The sequence below is a fragment of the Dactylosporangium sp. NPDC049742 genome, from assembly GCF_040674675.1.
GTDB classification, from domain to species: domain Bacteria; phylum Actinomycetota; class Actinomycetes; order Mycobacteriales; family Micromonosporaceae; genus Dactylosporangium; species Dactylosporangium maewongense.
Window position 1 is genome coordinate 41,672 of sequence record NZ_JBFANF010000019.1, and the last position, 20,672, is coordinate 62,343.

At 73.7% G+C, this 20,672-nt stretch carries 15 protein-coding genes and 1 pseudogene; 10 read left to right on the top strand and 6 right to left on the bottom strand.

Annotated features, from left to right (window positions below):
- Positions 1–30: 30 nt before the first annotated feature.
- From AB0J72_RS23560 to AB0J72_RS23570, 3 genes are all read right to left on the bottom strand, one after another.
- Positions 31–2,646 (bottom strand): LuxR C-terminal-related transcriptional regulator, encoded by a 2,616-nt coding sequence (locus AB0J72_RS23560; RefSeq protein WP_363402015.1) that lies wholly within the window; start codon positions 2,644–2,646, stop codon positions 31–33.
- A gap of 79 nt (positions 2,647–2,725) precedes the next feature.
- Entirely contained in the window at positions 2,726–3,106 is a 381-nt protein-coding gene (locus AB0J72_RS23565; RefSeq protein WP_363402017.1) for a DUF6069 family protein, read from the bottom strand.
- Positions 3,107–3,144: 38 nt separating this feature from the next.
- The gene (locus AB0J72_RS23570) at positions 3,145–4,017 is read right to left on the bottom strand and encodes a 1,4-dihydroxy-6-naphthoate synthase (protein WP_363402019.1); all 873 of its coding nucleotides are present in this window, start codon (positions 4,015–4,017) and stop codon (positions 3,145–3,147) included.
- Between the two features lie 205 nt (positions 4,018–4,222).
- On the opposite strand from AB0J72_RS23570, the gene AB0J72_RS23575 reads away from it, so the two are divergent.
- Genes AB0J72_RS23575 through AB0J72_RS23590 form a run of 4 tightly spaced genes read left to right on the top strand, consistent with a single transcriptional unit; the run spans position 4,223 to position 7,578 of the window.
- Positions 4,223–5,299 (top strand): hypothetical protein, encoded by a 1,077-nt coding sequence (locus tag AB0J72_RS23575; protein ID WP_363402021.1) that lies wholly within the window; start codon positions 4,223–4,225, stop codon positions 5,297–5,299.
- A gap of 44 nt (positions 5,300–5,343) precedes the next feature.
- The gene (gene mqnE / locus AB0J72_RS23580; protein ID WP_354905225.1) at positions 5,344–6,510 is read left to right on the top strand and encodes an aminofutalosine synthase MqnE; all 1,167 of its coding nucleotides are present in this window, start codon (positions 5,344–5,346) and stop codon (positions 6,508–6,510) included.
- A 43-nt stretch (positions 6,511–6,553) separates the two neighbouring features.
- A complete protein-coding gene (locus AB0J72_RS23585; RefSeq protein WP_360565541.1) occupies positions 6,554–6,859 on the top strand; it encodes a ferredoxin in 306 nt (101 codons plus the stop codon).
- Positions 6,856–7,578, top strand: coding sequence for a 4'-phosphopantetheinyl transferase superfamily protein (locus AB0J72_RS23590; protein WP_363402024.1), 723 nt, complete (start codon positions 6,856–6,858; stop codon positions 7,576–7,578). The genes AB0J72_RS23585 and AB0J72_RS23590 overlap by 4 nt, the downstream gene beginning before the upstream one ends.
- 59 nt (positions 7,579–7,637) lie before the next feature.
- Here the strand turns inward: AB0J72_RS23590 and AB0J72_RS23595 are convergent, their stop codons facing one another.
- Positions 7,638–8,378 carry a rhomboid family intramembrane serine protease gene (locus AB0J72_RS23595; protein WP_363402025.1) on the bottom strand — a complete coding sequence of 247 codons (741 nt, stop codon included), beginning with the start codon at positions 8,376–8,378 and terminating at the stop codon, positions 7,638–7,640.
- Between the two features lie 119 nt (positions 8,379–8,497).
- Here AB0J72_RS23595 and AB0J72_RS23600 point away from each other — a divergent pair, with 119 nt between their 5' ends.
- From AB0J72_RS23600 to AB0J72_RS23610, 3 genes are read left to right on the top strand one after another with little or no spacing between them, the layout of a single operon-like run.
- Entirely contained in the window at positions 8,498–13,459 is a 4,962-nt protein-coding gene (locus tag AB0J72_RS23600) for an aminotransferase class III-fold pyridoxal phosphate-dependent enzyme (protein ID WP_363402027.1), read from the top strand.
- Positions 13,456–15,204, top strand: coding sequence for a fatty acyl-AMP ligase (locus tag AB0J72_RS23605; RefSeq protein ID WP_363402029.1), 1,749 nt, complete (start codon positions 13,456–13,458; stop codon positions 15,202–15,204). Before AB0J72_RS23600 ends, AB0J72_RS23605 begins: the two co-directional genes overlap by 4 nt.
- A 17-nt stretch (positions 15,205–15,221) precedes the next feature.
- On the top strand, positions 15,222–15,965 hold the full coding sequence (locus tag AB0J72_RS23610; protein WP_363402031.1) for an HAD family hydrolase: 744 nt from the start codon (positions 15,222–15,224) through the stop codon (positions 15,963–15,965).
- A 37-nt stretch (positions 15,966–16,002) separates the two neighbouring features.
- On the opposite strand, the gene AB0J72_RS23615 is transcribed toward AB0J72_RS23610, so the two are convergent.
- A complete protein-coding gene (locus tag AB0J72_RS23615; protein ID WP_363402033.1) occupies positions 16,003–16,761 on the bottom strand; it encodes an ABC transporter permease in 759 nt (252 codons plus the stop codon).
- A gap of 107 nt (positions 16,762–16,868) precedes the next feature.
- Positions 16,869–17,489: pseudogene (locus AB0J72_RS23620) on the bottom strand (ATP-binding cassette domain-containing protein); the annotation flags it as partial.
- 156 nt (positions 17,490–17,645) lie between these two features.
- On the opposite strand from AB0J72_RS23620, the gene AB0J72_RS23625 reads away from it, so the two are divergent.
- From AB0J72_RS23625 to AB0J72_RS23635, 3 genes are all read left to right on the top strand, one after another.
- Positions 17,646–19,019, top strand: a complete 1,374-nt coding sequence (locus AB0J72_RS23625; RefSeq protein WP_363402035.1) for a sensor histidine kinase — start codon at positions 17,646–17,648, stop codon at positions 19,017–19,019.
- 237 nt (positions 19,020–19,256) lie between these two features.
- Positions 19,257–19,937: a response regulator transcription factor gene (locus AB0J72_RS23630; protein WP_363402037.1), complete on the top strand. Its 681-nt coding sequence runs from the start codon at positions 19,257–19,259 to the stop codon at positions 19,935–19,937.
- A 78-nt stretch (positions 19,938–20,015) separates the two neighbouring features.
- The gene (locus AB0J72_RS23635) at positions 20,016–20,669 is read left to right on the top strand and encodes a hypothetical protein (protein WP_363402039.1); all 654 of its coding nucleotides are present in this window, start codon (positions 20,016–20,018) and stop codon (positions 20,667–20,669) included.
- Positions 20,670–20,672 lie beyond the last annotated feature (3 nt).

Here is a 20,672-nt window from a genome sequence, read left to right on the forward strand (position 1 = left end):
CGAGCGCGGATCGCCATCGCGTAGGCGCGGTCATGACGCGTTTCCGTCGGCGGGGGCTGTGGTGGCGGCGGTGGTGGTTCGGCGGGACAGGGGCATCGCCTCGACGATGCCGGCCAGGGCGTCGCGGCGGCGGATGCCGAGGCGCCGGTAGACGTTGGTGAGGTGGAACTCGACGGTGCGCATGGAGATGAACAGCTCCTCGGCGATCTGCCGGTTGGTCGCGCCGCCGGCGGCCAGTCGGGCGACGGCCCGTTCGCTGCTGGACAGTTCACCGCACGCGGCGAGCTCCGTGCCGGTGCGGCCGCCGGCGGAGCTGAGCACGTTGCGGCAGTGTGCGGCCAGCATGGTGTAGCCGAGCCGGTTGGACAGCACCATGCCGTCGCGCAGGTGGCGGCGGGCGGCGGCGCGGTCGCCCAGCACGGTCAGGGTGCGGCCGAGCATCAGCTGCGCCTTCACCTGGTGCAGCGGGGCGGGGGAGCGCTCCAGCTCGGCGAGGGCGCCGAGCAGCAGTTCGACGTTGGGGCCCTCGGTGGTGAGCGCGGCCCGGGCCAGCAGCGCCATGCCCGCCGTGCGCGGGGTCCGCCACCGCCGGCACAGCTCCTCGGCCTGTTCGAGCCGGAGGTGCGCCTCGGCCCGCTGGCCGCGGATCGCCAGCATGATGATCTCGTCCAGCCACCAGCTGCTGAACGCCGGGCTGCCCACGCCGGCCTCCTCGAGGAGCCGGCCGCAGGCGCGCAGCCGCTGCAGCGACCGGTCGTGGTCCTGGCCCCAGTAGGCGGCGAACGCCGTCGCCCCGACCGCCTGCACCTGCTCCCACAGGGGCATGTCGGAGGTGCGTTCCTGCATCGGCTCCAGCGCCTGCTCGGCGGCGAGGATCCGGGCCTGCGAGCTGTTGATCAGCGAGATGATCGTCTGCGCGGACCAGGTCGCGGCGCCCCATTCGCCGTCCCCGGCGAGCCGCAGCGCGGTGGTCGCCTCGGTCCAGGCGGTCTCGAGGTCGCCGATCTCCAGGAGTATCCGCGCCCAGGTCGCGCGGGCGACGGCCTCGGCGCACGGCTCGCCGCGGTCGCGGTGGTGCGCGGCCAGCCGGCTCGCGGCGGCCAGGGCGCCGGCGGTGTCGTCGGCCATCAGCAGCACCCGGGTCGCCATCAGCGGCGCCCAGCTGTCGCCGGTCACCGGGCGGTCCAGCACCAGCCGGGCGTACCGGGTGGCCTGCTCGACCTCGACGCCTTCGTAGGCGGTGGCGAGCGCGTGCACGGCGAGCATCCGGTGGCTGGACGAGGCCCCGGCGACGCCGACGGGCGAGTCGCCGATGCGGGAGCGGACGGTGTGGAAGGTGGCGCCGCCGATAACGGCGTTGGCGGCGAGCGTCGACTCGACGGCCGAGAGCTGGATGCGGTCCCGCAGCGAGGGCATGTTCCCGGCGGCGCGGCGCAGCGTCTCCATGGCGTCGTGCAGCAGGTACGGCGCCGTCGGCTCGCGCCCGGTGACGAGCGCGGCGAGGCCCAGGCAGACCACGGCCCGGGCCTTCGTGCGGGCGTCGCCGGTGCGTGGCAGCGCCTGCCGGGCGTGCACCAGCGCGGCCGACGGGTCGACGTTGAGCAGCGCGACGGCCAGGTCGACGGCGGCGTCCGGGGACTGCGGCTGCGCGGCGAGCAGGCGGGTCCAGATGCGGACGGCGGCGGGCGCGTCCTGCGCGTAGGCGAGGGTGGCGGCCTCGCGGAGCCGTTCGAGCATCCAGGGTTCGTCGAGGTCGTCGAGGTCCAGCAGCACCTCGGCGATGTGCCGCACGGGCGCGTCCGCGTCGTTGAGCATGTGCGCCGCCCGGCGCCGCAGCCGCTGCAGCTCGTCGGCGGGGAGCAGGCCGGCCAGCACCTCGGCGATGGCGGGTGGCACCGGCCGGTCGGGGTCGCCGGTGAGCACCCCGGTGTTGCGCAGCGTCGCGAGGCGGGCGACGGTCAGCTGCGGCGGCAGCCCGGCGAGCGCGCCGACCAGGTCGGGGTCGGTCTGCTGGAGGGCGGCCGCGGCGACGGCGACCCGCAGCAGGTTCGGCTGGCGGCTCAGGAAGCGGCGCAGCCGGTCGGTGCGCGGCTCGGCGCCGGCGTGCTCGGGCGCGTCGAGGTCGAGGATCCGCTGCCGCGGGCCGCCGAGGATGTCGGCGAAGAGCGGGTCGAGCGCGGGGTGCTCGCGGGGCTCGACGGCGAGGACGACCTGCAGCGGCCGGTTGGTGCAGCGCCGCAGGAGGTAGTGCAGCCAGCGCAGGGTCGCGCTGTCGCACCAGTGGGCGTCGTCGAGGACGAGGCGCACCGGGCCGAACTGGAGCAGGCCCAGCGCGCGGCGGTACAGGTGCAGCACGGTGCGATGGCCACCGTCGGCGGGTGCCGGCTGGGTGCCGGACCGCGGCTGCACCGGCAGCAGCTGCCGCGCCGCGGCGAACTCGACCGCGGCGCCGGCCTCCGTGCAGGTCGCGGACAGCACCGTCACACCGGCCCCGGCCGGCGCCCGCAGCAGGGTGCTCTTGCCCGTGCCGGGGGCGCCGGTGACCATCACGACGGCGACCGACTCGACGTCCGGCAGCAGCGGCGGTCCGCCGCGCGCCGGCACGGTGCCGGTGCTGCGGTCCGGTTCGGCGGGCTGCGGCGTCATGAGGGCGTCCCATCGCGTTCGGTCTTCGACATGCCGGCCGGGCGGTCGTCCGGGGCGGCGGCCCCGGACCGGTGCACGGTCAGGTGCGCTGCGACGTCCGGGTGAACGCGGTGATGATCACGGCGCCGACCAGCAGGTGCAGCAGCGCGAGCGACACCTTCGTGCCGGCGTCGGTGCCGCCGAGCGGGCCGAGCAGCGACAGCAGCAGGAACACGACCGCGATGACGGTCCAGATCGTGCGGCCCTTCGCGGTGAAGCGCTCCAGCAGCGCGAGCAGGCCCCAGCCGAGGAGGCCGGCGATGACGACGGTCGCGACGACCGCGACGGCGCTGACCGTCTGCTCGCTGCCGCCGGACTTGACCACCAGGTCACCGGCGGCTGAACGGGCGATGAAGAAGACGATCAGGGCGAGGACGGCGGCGCCGGCGATGGCGAGCGGGCGCACGACGGACGGCTTCATGTGCGGGGGTACCTCCGGGTCGGTGGAACGGGACTGCTTCAGGGCACGCGGATCGGTTGTACCGTGTCGAGCGAGCCGGGCGGAACGGCCGGGCACAGTCCGGCCGCGGCGGCCCGGTCCAGCAGCGCGCGGACGGCGGCCAGGCCGTCGTCGCCGAGGTCCTCGGTGAACCCGTTGACGTACAGGGCGATGTGCTGCGCCGTCACGTCCGGCGCCATCTCCTGCGCGTGCCGCCGGATGTAGTCCCGGGACGCGTCGGGGTGCGCCCACGCGTGCCGCACCGACGCCCGGATCGCGCCGGCGACCTCGTCGACGCGTCCGGCGCCGAGGTCGCGGCGGGCCACGATGGCGCCGAGGGGGATCGGCAGGCCGGTGTCCTCTTCCCAGAACCGGCCGAGGTCGACCAGCTCCCGCAGGCCGTAGGACTGATAGGTGAAGCGGGCCTCGTGGATGATGAGGCCGGCGTCGACCTTGCCGTCCCGGACCGCGGGCATGATCTCGTGGAACGGCAGCACCACGATGCCGCCGAAGCCGCCGGGCACGGCGCGCTCCGCCCACAGCCGCAGCAGCAGGTACGCCGTGGACTGCTCGCTCGGCACGGCGACGACCGCCTCACGCAGCCGCTCCACCGTCCCCGCCGGGCGGGCGACCAGCAGCGGGCCGCAGCCCCGGCCGAGGGCGCCGCCGCAGGGCACGAGCGCGAAACGGTCCAGGAAGCCGGGCAGCGCCGCGTAGGAGATCTTCATGACGTCGAACCGGTCACTGCCGGCCAGGTGGTTGGTGACGTCGATGTCGGCGTGGGTGACGGTCGTCGCGGGCGTGCCCGGCAGGAGGCCGTGCGTCCACGCGTGGAAGACGAACGTGTCGTTGGGGCACGGCGAGTAAGCGATCGACAGCGGCCGCTCGGTCATGGTCCGGATCTTACGGCCGAAGGTCACGGCTTGTCCCGGTTCGTGGCGGCCCGCAGTTCGCATGGGGATCAAGTGTGGTGATTTCCCCAATCCGCGCCACGGCACGATGCCAGCAACACAAGTGCTGTGGGAGACCGCTGCCTGTTTCCCGGTGTCCGGCGCGTCGAGCCGGGCCCATCGCTTCCGGCACCCGAAGGACGAATCGATGACGACCGTCATGGAACCCGCCGCGGCGCGTACCGACGCCTGGCTGGCCGCCGACCTCGACGAGTGGACCGTCCGCGTGGTCCGCCGGCACTTCGACCCGGTGACGGGCAGCCCGTACTGGCTGGCCCGCCGGCCACACCTCGGGTTCGACCCGCTCGACATCACCCGCTACGACGACCTGGCGCAGTTCGGGCCGTTCTCGCTGGCCACGCTGCGCGAGCTCGACCCCGTGCAGCTGGTCCCCGCGGACGTGCCGCGGCCCCTCGCGGGGCGGATCTGGGAGTCCGGCGGCACCACCGGCAAGCCGTGCCGCATCTTCCACACCCCGTCGATGGCCGAGCACCACACCGCGTGGCGGCTGGCGGGGCTGCGGCTCAGCGGCTTCGAGCCCGGCCGCACCTGGCTGTACGCGTGCCCGAGCGGCCCGCACATCGTCGGCCGCGGCGCGAACCAGATCGCGGAGCTCTACGAGTCGACCGTGTACACGATGGACCTCGACCCGCGGTGGATCAAGACGCTGATCCGCGACAGCCGCCTGGTCGAGATGAACATGTACGTCGAGCACACCATCGAGCAGATGACCGACGTGCTGGAGACGGGCCGGGTGCACTACCTGGAGACGACGCCGGCGATCATGCAGGCGCTCATCTCCCGCCGTCCCGAGCTGGTCGCCGGCCTGGAGGGCGTCGGCCTCGGCGGCACCCAGCTGACCCCGCCGATGTACACGGAGATCGCCGAGGCGCTGCAGGGTGGCGTGATCGGCATGACGTACGGCAACACGTTCGGCTGCGCGATGGGCCTGCCGGTCGAGCGGGACGGCGCCATCCTGCCGTACCTGCCCAACTACCCGCAGGTCACGATGGCCGTCGTCGACAAGGAGGACCCGCGCCGGACGGTCGGCTACGGCGAGACCGGCCGGGTGCGCCTCACCGTCCTGCACGACGACCTCTTCCTGCCCAACATCATGGAGCGGGACCAGGCGGTCCGGCACCAGGTCGAAGGCTGGCCGTGTGACGCCGTCGCCAATGTACGGCCGCTGCAGATCAGCTCCGCCGCGCCCGAAGGGCTCTACTGAGCCGCGTTCGCAAACCCCCACACAGAGTCGATGAGGAGTCGTTGGTGGACACAGGTCTGAAGCGGGAACTGGAGGCGAAGGTCGTCGCCGGTGAGCGGCTCAGCCGCGAGGACGGTATCGCGCTGTACGCGTGCGACGACCTCGCGTGGCTCGGCGGGCTGGCGCACCACGTCCGCACCGAGAAGAACGGTGACGTGGTCCACTTCAACGTCAACCGGCACCTGAACATGACGAACGTCTGCACGGCGTCGTGCGCGTACTGCTCCTTCCAGCGCAAGCCGGGGGAGAAGGACGCCTACACGATGCGGATCGAGGACGCCGTCCGCCTCGCCAAGGAGATGGAGAACGAGCAGCTCACCGAGCTGCACATCGTCAACGGCCTGCACCCGACGCTGCCGTGGCGCTACTACCCGCGCTCGATCCGGGCGCTGAAGGAGGCCCTGCCGCCGACCGTGGCGATCAAGGCCTTCACCGCGACCGAGATCCACTGGTTCGAGCGGATCTCCGGCCTGTCCGCCGAGGACGTCCTCGACGAGCTCATCGACGCCGGCCTGGAGTCGCTGACCGGCGGCGGCGCGGAGATCTTCGACTGGGAGGTCCGCCAGCACATCGTCGACCACGCCACCCACTGGGAGGACTGGTCGCGCATCCACCGGCTCGCGCACCGCAAGGGTCTCAAGACGCCGTGCACCATGCTGTACGGCCACATCGAGGAGCCGAAGCACCGCGTCGACCACGTGCTGCGCCTGCGCGAGCTGCAGGACGAGACCGGCGGCTTCCACGTGTTCATCCCGCTGCGGTACCAGCACGACTTCCACGACTCGCGGGACGGCAAGATCCGCAACAAGCTGATGGCCCGCACCACGATGGCGACCGGCGCCGAGGCGCTGAAGACCTTCGCGGTGTCCCGGCTGCTGTTCGACAACGTCCAGCACGTCAAGGTGTTCTGGGTGATGCACGGCCTGCAGACCGCCGAGCTGGCGCTCAACCACGGCGCCGACGACATCGACGGCTCGGTCGTCGAGTACAAGATCACCCATGACGCGGACGAGTTCGGCACCCCGGACAAGATGACCCGGGAGAGCCTGCTCGACCTGATCCGCAACGCCGGTTTCCGGCCGGTCGAGCGCAACACCCGCTACGAGATCATCCGCGAGTTCGACGGACCGGACCACGCGCGCCGCGAGACGCCCCAGCCGATGCGGGTCTGACCGTGCCGGCCACCGTACGAGAAGACAAGGCAGGTGAGCGCGGGTGACCGCAGCGACGACACCGCAGCAGGACCAGCTCGAGGTCTGGATCGACCAGGGTCTGTGCACCGGCGACGGGATCTGTGCGCAGTACGCGCCCGACGTCTTCGAGCTCGACGTGGACGGGCTCGCCTACGTCAAGGGCGACGACGGGGAGCTGCGCCACACGCCCGGCACGGCGGTGCTGGTGCCGCTGGTCGCGGCGCAGGACGTGATCGACTCGGCGAACGAGTGCCCCGGCGACTGCATCCACGTGCGCCGCCAGGGCGACGGCGTCGAGGTGTACGGCCCGGAAGCGCAGACGCCGTGACCGTGACGGCGGCCGGACCGGCCGGCACGGGTGCCCGCACGCTGCTCGGCAGCCTGCTGCCCGCCGGCACGGCCGTCGTCGAGGCGTTCGACGACGCGCTGCCGGCGCCGCTGTTCCCGCAGGAGCTGGCGGCGCTCGGCAACGCGGTGGCGAAGCGCCGCGCGGAGTTCATGACCGGCCGGCGGTGCGCCCGGGAGGCGCTCGGCCGGCTCGGGTTCGGCCCGGTCGCGATCCCGGCCGGGCCCCGCCGCGAGCCGGTGTGGCCGGCCGGCGTGGTCGGCACCATCACCCACTGCGCCGGCTACCGGGCCGCCGCGGTGGCCCGCGCCGGGCACCTCACCACCGTCGGCATCGACGCCGAGCCGCACGCGCCGCTGCCCGACGGGGTCCTGGACAGCATCACGCTGGTCGAGGAGCGCCGGCACCTGCGGCAGCTGGACGGGCAGCGGCCCGGGGTCCACTGGGACCGGCTGCTGTTCAGCATCAAGGAGTCGGTGTTCAAGGCGTGGTACCCGCTGACCGGCCGCTGGCTGGACTTCACCGAGGCCACGGTGACGATCGCGCCGCAGCGCGAGACGTTCCACGCCTGGCTGCTGGTGCCCGGCCCGGTCGTCGGCGGGGTCGAGGTCGCCGGCTTCGCCGGCCGCTGGCTCGTCGACCGCGGCCTGGTCCTCACCAGCATCGCGGTCCCGGCCCGGCAGCCTTCCTACGCCGGCTGACCGCCTCTCCCATGATCCGGAAGACTTGTTGCCGTCATAGCGACAACTTCTTTACCGGATCATGAGCGGCCGCGCGCGGGTGCCGGGCGGTCGTCCGCGACCCGTCCGGCGCGGTAGCGGGGCGGGAAGAGCAGCAGGCCGGCGACCGCGCCGCAGAGCAGGGCGATACCGTGCTGGTCCGGCCGGGCGGCGAGCGCACCGGCGCCGACCAGCGCGGCCAGGCCCGCGGCGAACGCGATCCCGGTGTAGCGGTCCCGGCGCAGCAGGATGCTCATCACCACCAGGACCACGGTCGGGGCCACGGTCGCGCCGACGACCCCGCCGAACCCGAGCCCGGCCACGCACGCCACGTAGTACGGCACCACGAACGCGTGCGGGCGGGTCGCCGCGCCGGGGCGCAGGAGCAGCAGCGTCGCCAGGGCGCCGGCGAGGCCGCAGACGGCGAGGGAGTTGCCGGAGCCGGTCGGGTCCAGCCGCTCGCCGAAGGCCTCACCGGCCAGCCCGATTCCTATGTACAGCACGAGCCAGCGCAACGTGCCGAACCGGCGCTCGGCGATGACGCCGACGACGACCAGTGAACCGATGTTGAACAGGATCTGGCCCCAGCCCGAACCCTGCACGAGCAGCGGCGTGAACCACCGCCACCACTCGCCGTCGTGCAGCGCCGGGTAGTTGCGCCGGAACCGTTCCAGGACGTCGGGATCGTTGAGCTGAGCGGCGGCCCCGAGCGTGGTGATCAACGCGACGACCACGGTGGCGATCGGCAGGCCCGCGCGGCGGCGGGTTTCGACGGCGGTCACTGCTCATACGCTACCGGTCGCGTGCTCGTCCCTCTCGGCGCGCTCGGCGAACTAGGCGTTCTCTTAACCGCGATCGCCGATGCTTCTGTACCGAGCATGGGAGGCGAGACGTGCAACCAGTGACGCAGGCGGACGTCGAGGCGTGGATCCTGCGCCACGTCGCGGAGAAGGTCGGCGCGGGCACGGTGGAGCCCGACGCGGTGCTCGCCGACCTGGGCCTGTCCTCCCGCGACGCCCTGGTGCTGCTCGGCGACCTGCAGCAGCTGCTGGGCCGGCCCGTCGAGGCGACCGTCTTCTGGCAGTACCCGACGGCGCGGCTGCTGGCCCGCCACCTCACCGGCACCGGCGAACCCGTGGCGGCGATCGAACGCGCGGCGAAACCCGAGGTGACCGAGCCGGTCGCCGTCATCGGCATGGGCTGCCGCTTCCCGGGCGCCACCGGCCCCGACGCGTTCTGGCGGCTGCTGGAGACCGGCACCGACGCCGTCGGCGGCGACGTGCCCGGCCACCCGCCGCTCGGCCGACCGCACGGGCTGCTCGCCGACGTCGACCAGTTCGACGCGGAGTTCTTCGCCGTCTCCGGCAAGGAGGCCGGGCACGTCGACCCGCAGCACCGGCTGCTGCTCGAGGTCGCGTGGGAGACCCTGGAAGACGCGGGGGTCGTGCCGGCGAGCCTGGCCGGCACCCGCACCGGCGTCTTCGTCGGCATCAGCGGCAGCGACTACGGCCGGCTCATCGCCCGCGAGCCGCACCTGCACACCCCGTACTCCGGGACCGGGCAGGCGCTGAGCGTCGCGGCGAACCGCATCTCCTACGCGCTGGACCTCAAGGGCCCCAGCGTCGCCGTCGACACCGCCTGCTCCTCCTCGCTGGTGGCGCTGCACATGGCCTGCCGCAGCCTGCGGCTCGGCGAGTCCGACACCGCGCTCGCCGGCGGCGTCAACCTGCTGCTGGACACCGACGGCACCGACGTCTTCGAGCAGGCCGGCATGATGGCCGCCGACGGCCGGTGCAAGACCTTCGACGCCGCCGCCGACGGCTACGTCCGCGCCGAGGGCTGCGGCCTGGTGCTGCTCAAGCGCCTCGACGCGGCGGTCCGCGACGGCGACCGGATCCTCGCCGTCGTCCGCGGGTCCGCGGTCAACCAGGACGGCCGCAGCAACGGCCTCACCGCCCCGCACGGCGGCGCCCAGCAGGACGTCCTGCGCGACGCCCTGCACGACGCGGGCCTGGCCCCCGGCGACATCGACTACGTCGAGGCGCACGGCACCGGCACCCCGCTCGGCGACCCGATCGAGGCGGCCGCGCTCACCGCCGTCCTCGGCGCCGGCCGGCCCGCGAGCGAGCCGCTGATACTCGGCTCGGTGAAGACCAACATCGGCCACGCCGAGGCCGCGGCCGGCATCGCCGGGGTGCTCAAGGTCGTGCTGATGCTGCGGAACGAGCACATGCCGGCCCACCTGCACCTACGCGAACGCAACCCGCGCATCCCCGCGGACGCGCCGCTGACCGTGCCGGTCACCGGGCAGTCGTGGCGGCCGCGGCGCGGCACCCTCACCGCCGGCGTCAGCTCGTTCGGGTTCGGCGGCACCAACGCCCACGTCATCCTCCAGGCCGCGCCGGCCCCGGCGAAGCCGCCCGCGAACAAGGGCAACGTCCGCACCTCGCACCTGGTCACCGTCAGCGCCAAGACGCCGGCGGCGGTCGCGGCGCTCGCCGCCCGGTACGCGACCCGCCTCGAACAGCGGCCCGCCCCTTCGCTCGCCGACCTCACCGCCTCCGTCCACACCGGACGGTCGCACTTCCGGCACCGGGCCGCGTTCGCCGCCCGTACCGGCGAAGAAGCCGCCGGACAGCTGCACCGGATCGCCTCGGGGACGGCCCACCAGGGCCTGCACACCGGCGAGCGTCCGCCCGGCGGACCCGGCGGCATCGCGTTCCTGTTCAGCGGGCAAGGATCGCAGTACGCCGACATGGGCCGCCAGCTGTACGTGACGAACGCGCAGTTCCGTGCCACCCTCCTGGGCTGCGACGAGATCCTCCGGGACCTGATCGGCCGCAGTCTCCAGACGGTGCTGTTCCCGGAGCCGGCCGAACGGCACCTGCTCGACGAGACGCGCTACACCCAACCGGCGCTGTTCTGCCTCCAGTACGCCCTGGCGCGGCTGTGGACCGGCTGGGGCGTGCACCCAGGCCACCTGCTGGGGCACAGCGTCGGCGAGCTCGCCGCGGCCTGCGTCGCCGGGGTCTTCGACCTCGAGGACGGGCTGCGGCTGGTCGCCGCCCGCGGCCGGCTCGTGCAGGAGCGCAGCGCACCCGGCGCGATGCTCGCCGCGTTCACCGGCGAGGACACGGTCCGGGCCGCGCTCGCCGCCGTCGCCGATCCGAGCCTGGCGATCGCCGCGGTCAACGCCGACACCAACGTCACCGTCGCCGGCACCGCCGAGGCCGTCGCGGCCGTCGAGGCGTACCTGACCGCCGCCGGGGTGACGGTGCGGCCGGTGAAGTCGGGCCTCGCGTTCCACTCGCCGATGATGGCCGCGGCCCGCGACGCGTTCGCCGAGGTCGCCGCCGCCGTGACGTACCGGTCGCCGCGGATCCCTCTGGTCAGCGACCTGGACGGCCGGCTCTTCGACGACCTGCACCGCCCCGACGCGGCGTACTGGACCAGGCACCTCACCTCGACCATCCGCTACGCCGACGGCGTGCGCCGGCTGGCCGAGGCCGGCTGCACCACGTTCGTCGAGGTCGGACCCGGTCAGGTGCTGCTCGGCGCCGGCCGCCGGGTGGTGTCCGGCGCGCGGTGGCTGCCGTCGCTGCGCTCCGGCGCGGAGGACGGCGACGTGCTCACCGACTCGCTCGCCCAGCTGTACGCCGCCGGGCACGACCTCGACTGGGCCGCCTTCCACGACGGGTTCCGCCGCCGGCGGGTCGACCTGCCCACCTATCCGTTCCAGCGCAGACGGTTCTGGCTGCCCACGGCGACCCTGCCGAAGCCCGCACCGGCATCGATCCCCGTCCAGAGAGGGGCTGAGGAGCACGTGGCACAACCGACGTCGGCAGGAGCGGACGCCCGCGTCCTGGCGGAGCTGGGCCAGGTGGTGACGACGCTGCTGGAGTCCGACGCGCCGATCGACCCGGACATGTCGTTCCTGGAGCTCGGCGCCGACTCCATGACGCTGTTCCACACGATCCAGAGCATCCAGCGCACCTACGAGGTGGTCATCCCGATCGGGATGCTGTTCGAGGAGGTGAACACGCTGCGGCGGCTGGCCGGGTACATCATGCGCAACGCCCCGGCCGCGGTGCTGGCCCTGCGCGAGCCGCCCCCGCCCGCCGCGCCGGCCCCGCTGCCCGTCGTCAGTCCGCCGCCTGCCGCCGCGGTGCTGTCGCCGGTCGCCGCGGTGCTGCCGCCGGTCGCGCCGGGTGGTGGCAGCGCCGTCGACCGGTTCCTCGACGTCCACGCGCAGGTGATGGATCAGGCGTACGAGCTGATCCGCCGCCGTCAGCCCGGCGCCGCGCCTTCTGCAGCACCCGCGTTGCCCGCGCCGTCTGCAGCACCCGCGTTGCCCGCGCCCGCTGTGGCGCCCGAGCCGGTTGAGCAGGCGGTGCAGCGCACGGCGATCCCGGCCGCGCCGCAGGGGACGTTCGTCGCGTTCGGCCCCCGCACCGGCGGCGCCTCGCGGAAGCTCACCGACGCCCAGCGGGCCTTCATCGCCGACCTGTCCAGCGCGTACTGCGCCCGCACCGCCGGCTCCCGCACCCAGGCCGCCGCCGAGCGGGTGGGCCACGCCGACGTCCGGCACGCGCCGCAGCCGTACCTCAACCTCAAGGAGACCCGCTACCCGATCGTGGTGGCCCGGTCCAACGGGGCCAGGGTGTGGGACGTCGACGGCAATGAGTACGTCGACCTCACCATGGGCTTCGGGGTGAACCTGTTCGGCCACAACGAGCCGTTCATCAACGAGGCCATCACCGCCCAGCTCGCCGACGGCATGCAGCTCGGGCCGCACTCGCCGCTGGTACCGGAGACGACCGACCTCATCAGGCAGCTGACCGGCAAGGAACGGGTCGTCTACTGCAACACCGGCTCCGAGGCGGTGATGGTGGCGGTCCGGCTGGCCCGGGCGGTCACCGGGCGGCACCGGATCGCGATGTTCGCGGGCGCCTACCACGGCACCGCCGACCCGATCCTGGCGCGGCAGGACATCGAGGGCTCCTCCGGCGAGTCGGTGCCGATGGCGCCCGGCATCCCGCCGGAGGTCAGCGCCAACGCGCTCGTGCTGCCCTACGGCGACCCGGCGTCGCTGCAGGTGCTGCGGGAGCGGGTGCACGAGCTCGCCGCGGTGATCGTCGAGCCGGTGCAGAGCCGCCGCCCCGACATCCAGCCGGTCGAGTTCCTGCGCGAGGTCCGCCGGATCACCGCCGACGCCGGCACCCCGTTCGTCTTCGACGAGGTCATCACCGGGTTCCGGATGCACCCGAACGGCGCCCAGGGCCTCTTCGGCATCGCCGCCGACATCACCACCTACGGCAAGGTCGTCGGCGGCGGCATGCCGATCGGGGTGGTCGCCGGCGCCGCGAGGTACCTCGACGCCATCGACGGCGGCGCCTGGGAGTTCGGCGACCAGCCGTACCCGCAGACGGTCCGCACCTTCTTCTCCGGCACGTTCTGCAAACACCCCCTGTCGATGGCCGCCGCCCGGGCGGTCCTGCGGGAGCTGGTCCGTCGCGGCCCGGCGCTGCAGGAGGAGCTCAACACCAGGACTGAGGCCTTCGGCGCCCGCCTCGACACGAGGTTCGAGGGCGCGGGGGTGCCGATCCGCGTCGCCCGGTTCGGTTCCCTGTTCCGGCTCCGGCTGGTCGAGGAGCCCGCGAACTCGGAGCGGTCCGAGATCTTCCACACGATGCTCGTCCACGACGGCCTGTACATCTGGGAAGGTCGCAACTGCTTCCTGTCCCTTGCGCACACCGACGAGGACCTGGACAGGATCGAGGCGGCCGTCGTGAAGGCAGCCGACGCGATGACCGCCAACGGGCTGTTCCCCGGCGCCCGGCTGATGCTGGCGGGCGCGCTGTGACGTCCCGGCACCCGATCCAGGTGCTCGAGGGCGCCGGCACCCTCGTCGACCTGCTGCGCCACCAGGCCGCGAACAGGCCGGACCGGCCCGCCTGCACCGAGCTGGACAGCCACGGCGAGGAGGTGCTGACCCTCACCTACGCGCAGCTGGAGGAGCGGGTCCGCGACACCGCGGCACTGCTGCAGCAGACCGCGCAGCCGGGCGACCGGGCGATGCTGATGCTGCCCAACGGCGTCGACTTCGTCGTCGCGTTCTTCGCCTGCGCCTACGCGGGGCTCGTCGCGGTGCCGTCACCGGCCCCGGACGCGATCCACGGCGGGAAGCGGACCCTCGGCCGGCTCGGCGGGATCGTCAAGGACGCCGACCCCGCCGTCGTGCTCACCACCGCCGAGCACGCCGAGTCGTCGCTCGTCGCCGACCTCGGCAGCGTCGAGCCGATCGTCGTGGCGGACGTGCCGGAGGGCCTCGCCGGGCTGTGGCGCGACCCCGGGGTGCGGCCGTCGGATCCGGCGTTCCTGCAGTACACGTCGGGCTCCACGAGCGCGCCGAAGGGTGTCGTGCTCAGTCACGGCAACGTGCTGGCCAACGCCGCCGCCATCGCGGTCCTCGTCGAGGCGCCGGCCTGCGACCCCGACGACTTCTGCGTCGTGAGCTGGCTGCCGGTCTTCCACGACATGGGTCTCGCCCAGCTGATCGGCGGCCTGTACCCGGGCGGCCGGGCCGTGCTGCTGCCGCCGATGGCGCTGCTCATGCGGCCGTTCGTCTGGCTGGACACGATCAGCCGCTTCCGCGCCTGGGTCTCCTCCGCCCCGAACTTCGCCTACGAGCTGTGCGTCGCGAAGATCACCGAGGAGCAGAAGGCGCGGCTCGACCTGAGCCCGTGGCGGGTCGCGCTCAACGGCGCCGAACCCGTGCGGCACGGCACGCTCACCGCGTTCATGTCGGCGTTCGCCGGGGCCGGGTTCAGCCCGTCGACGTTCCGGCCCTGCTACGGCCTGGCGGAGGCGGTCGTGTACGTCAGCGGCGCCCGCCTCCCGGACGACGCCCGCCACGTCGACCTGGACGCCTCGGCGCTGGCGGAGCGCGGGGAGCTCGTCGCGGCGCGGCCGGGGCACCCGTCGCGGCAGGTCGTCGCGTGCGGCCGGGTCCCGGCCAACCTCGACGTGAGGATCGTCGCCGCCGGTGTACCGGCTCCGGAAGGCCTGGTGGGGGAGGTCTGGGTCGCCGGCGACAGCGTCTCCGGCGGCTACTGGCGGCAGCCGGAGGCGACCGAGGCCCGGTTCGGCGGCACCCTCGAGGACCGTCCCGGCGTCGGCTTCCTGAAGACCGGCGACCTCGGGTTCCTGCGCGACGGGCAGCTCTACGTGCTGGGCCGCATCGACGACCTGATCATCGTGGACGGGCGCAACCACTACCCGAGCGACATCGAGCGCACCGTCAGCGCCGCGCACCCGGCGGTCGGCCCGGACTGCGTGGCGGCGTTCCAGTTCGGCGACGACGGCCGGCTCGGCGTCGTCGCCGAGACCGCCCGCCAGGTCCGGATCTCGCGGGCGCCCGACGGTGCGGGCGTCGCGTTCGACGAGGTGGCCGCCGCGGTCCGCCGGGCGGTCGCCGACGAGCACCAGCTGCACGTCGCGTCGGTGACCCTGCTGCGCCCCGGCGGCCTGCCCCGCACCACCAGCGGCAAGGTCCAGCGCAAGCTGAGCCGGGAGCTGCTGCCCGACGGCGGGCCCAAGGCGTGGTGACCGGTACCGTACTGCCGATGCGCACCTTGTTCGACACGCCTTCCGCGTACAGCACCGACCCCGCCGCGCAGGCAGGTCCGGTGCCGCCGGTGCAGGCGGTGCTCTTCGACTTCGCCAACACGATCTTCCACATGATCGACGCCGAGCAGTGGCTGCGGCTGATCGCCGCCGACACCGGCCGGGCCGGGGAGCTCGACGACCCGGCCGTGCTCGCGGCGGCGCTCACCGACCTCACCGCCGCCTACCAGCTGCCGGAGGTCCTCGCCGTGCAGGCGGGCCGCGACCTGTCCGCCGACCGGCACCGCTCGGCGATGCTCGCCTGGTTCGCCGAGGTGCCGTTCCTGCGCGGTCACGAGGCGGCCGCGCACGCCCGGATGGTCCACACCGAGTCCTGGGTGCCCTACCAGGACACCGGCCTCGTCCTGCGCGGGCTGCGTTCGCGCGGTGTCCGGGTCGGGGTGGTCAGCGACATCGCCTGGGACATCCGGGCGCACGTCGCGCACTTCGGCCTCGGCGACCTCGTCGACACGTACGCGCTGTCCTACGAGGCCGGCCGGGAGAAGCCCGACCCGGAGCTGTTCCGCAAGGCGTGCGCGGACCTGGGTGCCGACCCCCGGGCGACGCTCATGGTCGGCGACAACCCGGTCCGTGACGGCGGCGCCTCCGCGGCCGGGCTGCGCTGCTTCATCCTGCCGGCGGAGCACCGCACCGGCGACCGCGGTCTGGCTCCTGTCCTGGACCTGGTGCCCGCGGTGCGGTGACCGCCTGCCTTGTGGTCGACGTCCTTGTGGCTGCCTGCTAGTCCCGGCGGGCTCGCCACCAGCCCAGGCCGAGCGCCAGCGTCAGGTAGAGGGCCAGGTCCGCGTACGCCATCCGCAGTGACGGCAGCCTCGGCTTCGCCGCCGTCGCGTGGACCTGGCCGACGACGTCGCCGGCGTTGGACAGCAGCAGCCGGGACGGCAGGTAGGACCAGCCTTCGAGCGCCCTGGCCGCGCCGTACGCGAGGAACACCACGGCGAACAGCGTGGCGATGGCGGCCGCGTGCTGGCGCAGCAGGGCACCCAGACCGAAGCCGACCATGGCGATCACGAACAGGTACAGCCCGGCGCTGCTCACCGCCCGCAGCACGCCCGGGTCGCCGAGCCGCACGCCCAGGCCGTGCCGGTCCAGCAGGGCCTGGCCGAGCAGGAACGTGCCGAACGCCAGCGCCTCGCCGAGCACCAGCGTGACGCCGCCCGTGACCAGCAGCTTCGCCAGCAGCGCGACACCCCTCCGCGGGGTGGCGGCCAGCGTCGGCACGATCGTGCCGGACGCGTGCTCGGTCGTCACCGCGAGCACGCCCAGCACGCCGAACGCCAGCTGCGCGAACGTCAGCCCGCCGAACGCGGCACCGACGGCGTCGAACGCGGCCAGGTCCGCTGCCGGCACGGTGCCGACCGTGCCGGTGACGCACAACCCGACGGCGAGGACCGCCGCCGCTGCGACCGCCAGCCATGTCGACCGGACCGACCACAGTTTGATCCACTCTGCGTGTGCCGTGCGGCGCAGCACCGTCATCGCACGCCTCCCTGCTTCGCGCGGTACTGCGTCGACTCGGCGGTGACGGCGAAGTACGCGTCCTCGAGGGTGGCGTGGCCGCGGGTGAGCTCCTGGATGCTCTGGTCGGCCAGGAGCCGGCCGGCGCCGATGACGAGCAGGTGGTCGGCGACGAGGGCCATCTCGGTGATGAGGTGGCTGGAGACCAGCAGCGTGCGGCCCTCGGCGGCGAGGTCGCGCAGCAGCGACCGGAACCAGTGCACGCCCTCCGGGTCGAGGCCGTTGACCGGCTCGTCGAGAATGAGGACCGGCGGGTCGCCGAGCAGCGCGGCGGCGATGCCGAGCCGCTGGCGCATGCCGAGGGAGAAGCTCCGCACGCGCCGCCCGGCGACCGCTTCCAGGCCGGTCCGGCCGAGGACCTCCCCGACGCGGTGCTTCGGCAGCCCGTTGCTGGCGGCGAGCCAGCGCAGGTGGGCGTGCGCGGTCCGGCCGCCGTGCACGGTCGCCGCGTCCAGCAGCGCACCGACCTCGCGCAGCGGCGTCTCCATGAGCCGGTAGGACCGGCCGTCGAACGTGACCTGCCCAGCCGTCGGCGTGGTCAGGCCGAGCAGCATCCGGATGGTGGTGGACTTGCCCGCGCCGTTGGGGCCGAGGAACCCGGTGACCCGGCCCGGCCGCACATCGAACGTCACCGCATCCACGACGGTGCTGCCGCCGTAGCGTTTGCTCAGCTCTCGAACCTCGATCATGCCGTCGACGATCGCAGCGGGCCGTCGCGGTGTCGTCTGCCGCTCGTACCCCCACCGCGCGGGCTACCGCACCAGCCGAATGGCCGGGTTGTCTGCCGCGCGGCATACGCCCTGGGGAGGACGACGGTGGCGGGTGCCGGTCGTACGCTCGGCGACATGACCACCGAGCTGCGCCCGCCGCTGCGGCATCGGCTGCGGCCCTGGCACTGGCTCGTTGTCGATGTCGTCGCCGCGCTGCTGTATGCCGTTCCCGCCGGCGGCATCATCGCGGTGAAGGCCGACCCGGGGTGGCTCGCCGTCGCCGCGCTGGCGGTGTCGTGCGGGGTGCTGCCCCTCGCGCGCCGCTTCCCGCTGGCCGCGTCGCTGGCCGCCCTCGCGGTGTTCTGGCTCAGCCCGCTGTCGAGCCGGCTCGGGTGGATGGCTCTTGTACCGGCCGCGTATGCGCTGTACCGGGTGGCGGAGCGGCACCGCGGGCGGACGGCCGTCCTCGCCCTGGTGGCCGGCCTGACCGGTCCCGTGGCGACGGCGCTGCCCGGGTTCCGGCACGTCGGTGGCGTCCTGCCGTTCGCGCTGCTGCTCGTCGCTGCGTGGCTGGTCGGCTTCATGGTGCACCAGCACCGCCGGTATACCGAGGAGCTGCTGCGGCACCGGGCCCGGCAGGCGGACGCCGAGCTGGAGCGGGCGGCCCGCCGCAGCGCCGACGAGCGGTTACGCATCGCCCGGGAGCTGCACGACGTCGTGGCCCACAGCATGAGCGTGATCACGGTGCAGGCCACGTACGGCCGGCTGATGCTGGACCGCGAGCCGGCCAAGGCGGCCGGCGCGCTCGCGACGATCGAGACGACCGGCCGGGAGTCCCTCGCGGAGCTGCGCCGGGTGCTCGGCGCGCTGCGTGACGAGCGGCCCGCCGCGACCGCGCCCGCGCCCGGGCTGCGCGACCTGCCGCGCCTGGCGGCGCAGACCGAGGCGGCTGGGGTGCGCGTCGACCTCGCGGTGACCGGCGACCCGCGCCCGCTCGGCGCCGGCCTGGAGCTGACCGTGTACCGGATCGTGCAGGAGGCCCTGACCAACGTCATCCGTCACGCCGCGGCGACCCGCGCGCGGGTCTCGGTCGCCTACGCCGGTGCCGAGGTCACCGTCGAGGTCACCGACGACGGCCGGGGCGCCGAGGAGGTCCCGGATCCTGCCGCCGGTGGGCACGGGTTGAGCGGCATGCGCGAGCGCGCGGCCCTGTTCGGCGGCACCCTGTCGACCGCCTCGGCCCCGTCAGGAGGCTTCACGGTCCGCGCCGTCCTGCCGATACCGGCAGGCACCGTTCCGGACGCCGCCGCATGTGCCGGGCCGGGCGTGGCGGAGGGTGCCGGGCCGGGTGTGGCGGCGGGTGCCGGGTCCGGCCTGGCGGCGGGTGTTGCGACGGGCGTGGCGGCGGATGCTGTGACTGAGACGGCTGCGGGGATCGCGGCGGATGCGGCGGCGAGGGGCGTGCCGGGGGCGGGGGCAGGGACGTTGACGGACACGGCGGCACGGTGACCGAGGCACGGGTGGCCGCAGTGAGGATGCACCCCGTCCTGCCGATGGCGGTGCCGGCCTGCGTGCCGGTTGAGGGTGCGGCCGTGCTGGCGGCGACTGTGACGGCGGCGGCGGGGGAGGGAGTTGCGTTCGTGCCGGCTGAGGGCGCGACGATGCTGACGGGTGCGGCGGCGGAAGTTGCGTTCGTGCAGATGAGGGAGCGGTTGTGCTTGCGTCGACGCTGACAGGCACGGCGCGGTGAGTGAGGTCCGGGTGGTCGTCGTCGACGACCAGGCGCTGGTCCGGGTCGGGCTGTGCGGCATCGTGGCGACCGGCGACGGGCTGACCGTGGTCGGCGAGGCGGCCGACGGGCTGGCGGCCGTCGACGTGGTCACCCGGCTGGCGCCCGACGTGGTGCTCATGGACATCCGCATGCCCGTCCTGGACGGCATCGAGGCGACCCGCAGGATCACCGCCTCGACGGCCAGCCGCGTGCTGATCCTGACGACGTTCGACCTCGACGAGTACGTCTACGGCGCCCTGCGCGCGGGGGCCAGCGGGTTCCTGCTCAAGGACGCGCCGCCGGAGGACCTGCACGCCGCGATCAGGGTCATCGCGGCCGGCGACGCCCTCCTGGCGCCCGGCGTGACCCGCCGCCTGATCGCCACCTTCGCCGCGTCATCCGCTGCCTCGGTGGATCCCGTCCCCGTGCCGCTGGGGTCGAGGCCGGCGCCCGACGCGCTCGGCGGCCTGACCGACCGCGAGCGGCAGGTGCTCGCCCTGGTCGCCGAGGGGCTCACCAACGCCGAGATCGGGCTGCGCCTGCACGTCACCGCCGGCACCGCCAAGACCCACGTGGCGCGGCTCCTGCACAAGCTCGACGCCCGCGACCGCATCCAGCTGGTCATCATCGCGCACCGCGCCGGCCTGGCTCCCTGAAGCCGCGCCGCCGCGGACCTGCGCTGTGCGGCCCGCTCGATTTTCCGTCTGCCCGTCGCCGCCCGGCATACTCCGCCGGTGAACCTTGACGATCCAGCGTCGCTCCGCCACCGAATGGAAGCTTGGTACGGCCCCTCGGATGTTGCCGACGTGGCACCGGTGCCGCCGACGATCGACATGCCGCGGGCGTTGCGGAGCTGGTACGAGGTCGCCGGTCGCTGGACCGACGCCATCAACCCGTCCGACTCGACAACGGTGATGAGCCCGGAACAGCTGTACGTCGAGGACGGCAGGCTCGTCTTCATGACCGAGTACATCGGCGACTGGGCCTGGGCCACCGACACCACCGGCGACAACCCCGCTGTCTACGACCGCGAGGATCGCGACGCGGACTGGCAGTTCTCCGCGCCCGGTCTGGCGGAATTCCTGCACCTGTTCTGGTTGTTCAACGCCGTCACGTCGGCCCCGGCGCTGGCGATCAAGCATTCGGCTCGGCCCGAGGACCTCACCATCGTGCGGTCGCGAATGCGCCACATCGAGACGGCGAACTGGCGCTGCCCCATCGAAGTCCTGGAATTCTACGAGGCCGACGGCACGCTGGCCTACATTGCATCCGACGCGGGCAGCCCGAGCGCGTTCATCACCCTCGGCGCCAGCACACGGTCCGCGAATCCTGTCTTCGAGTCCGTCGCCGGACCATCGTGGCACCGGCCGGCTGTCTATCAACGTTGAGTC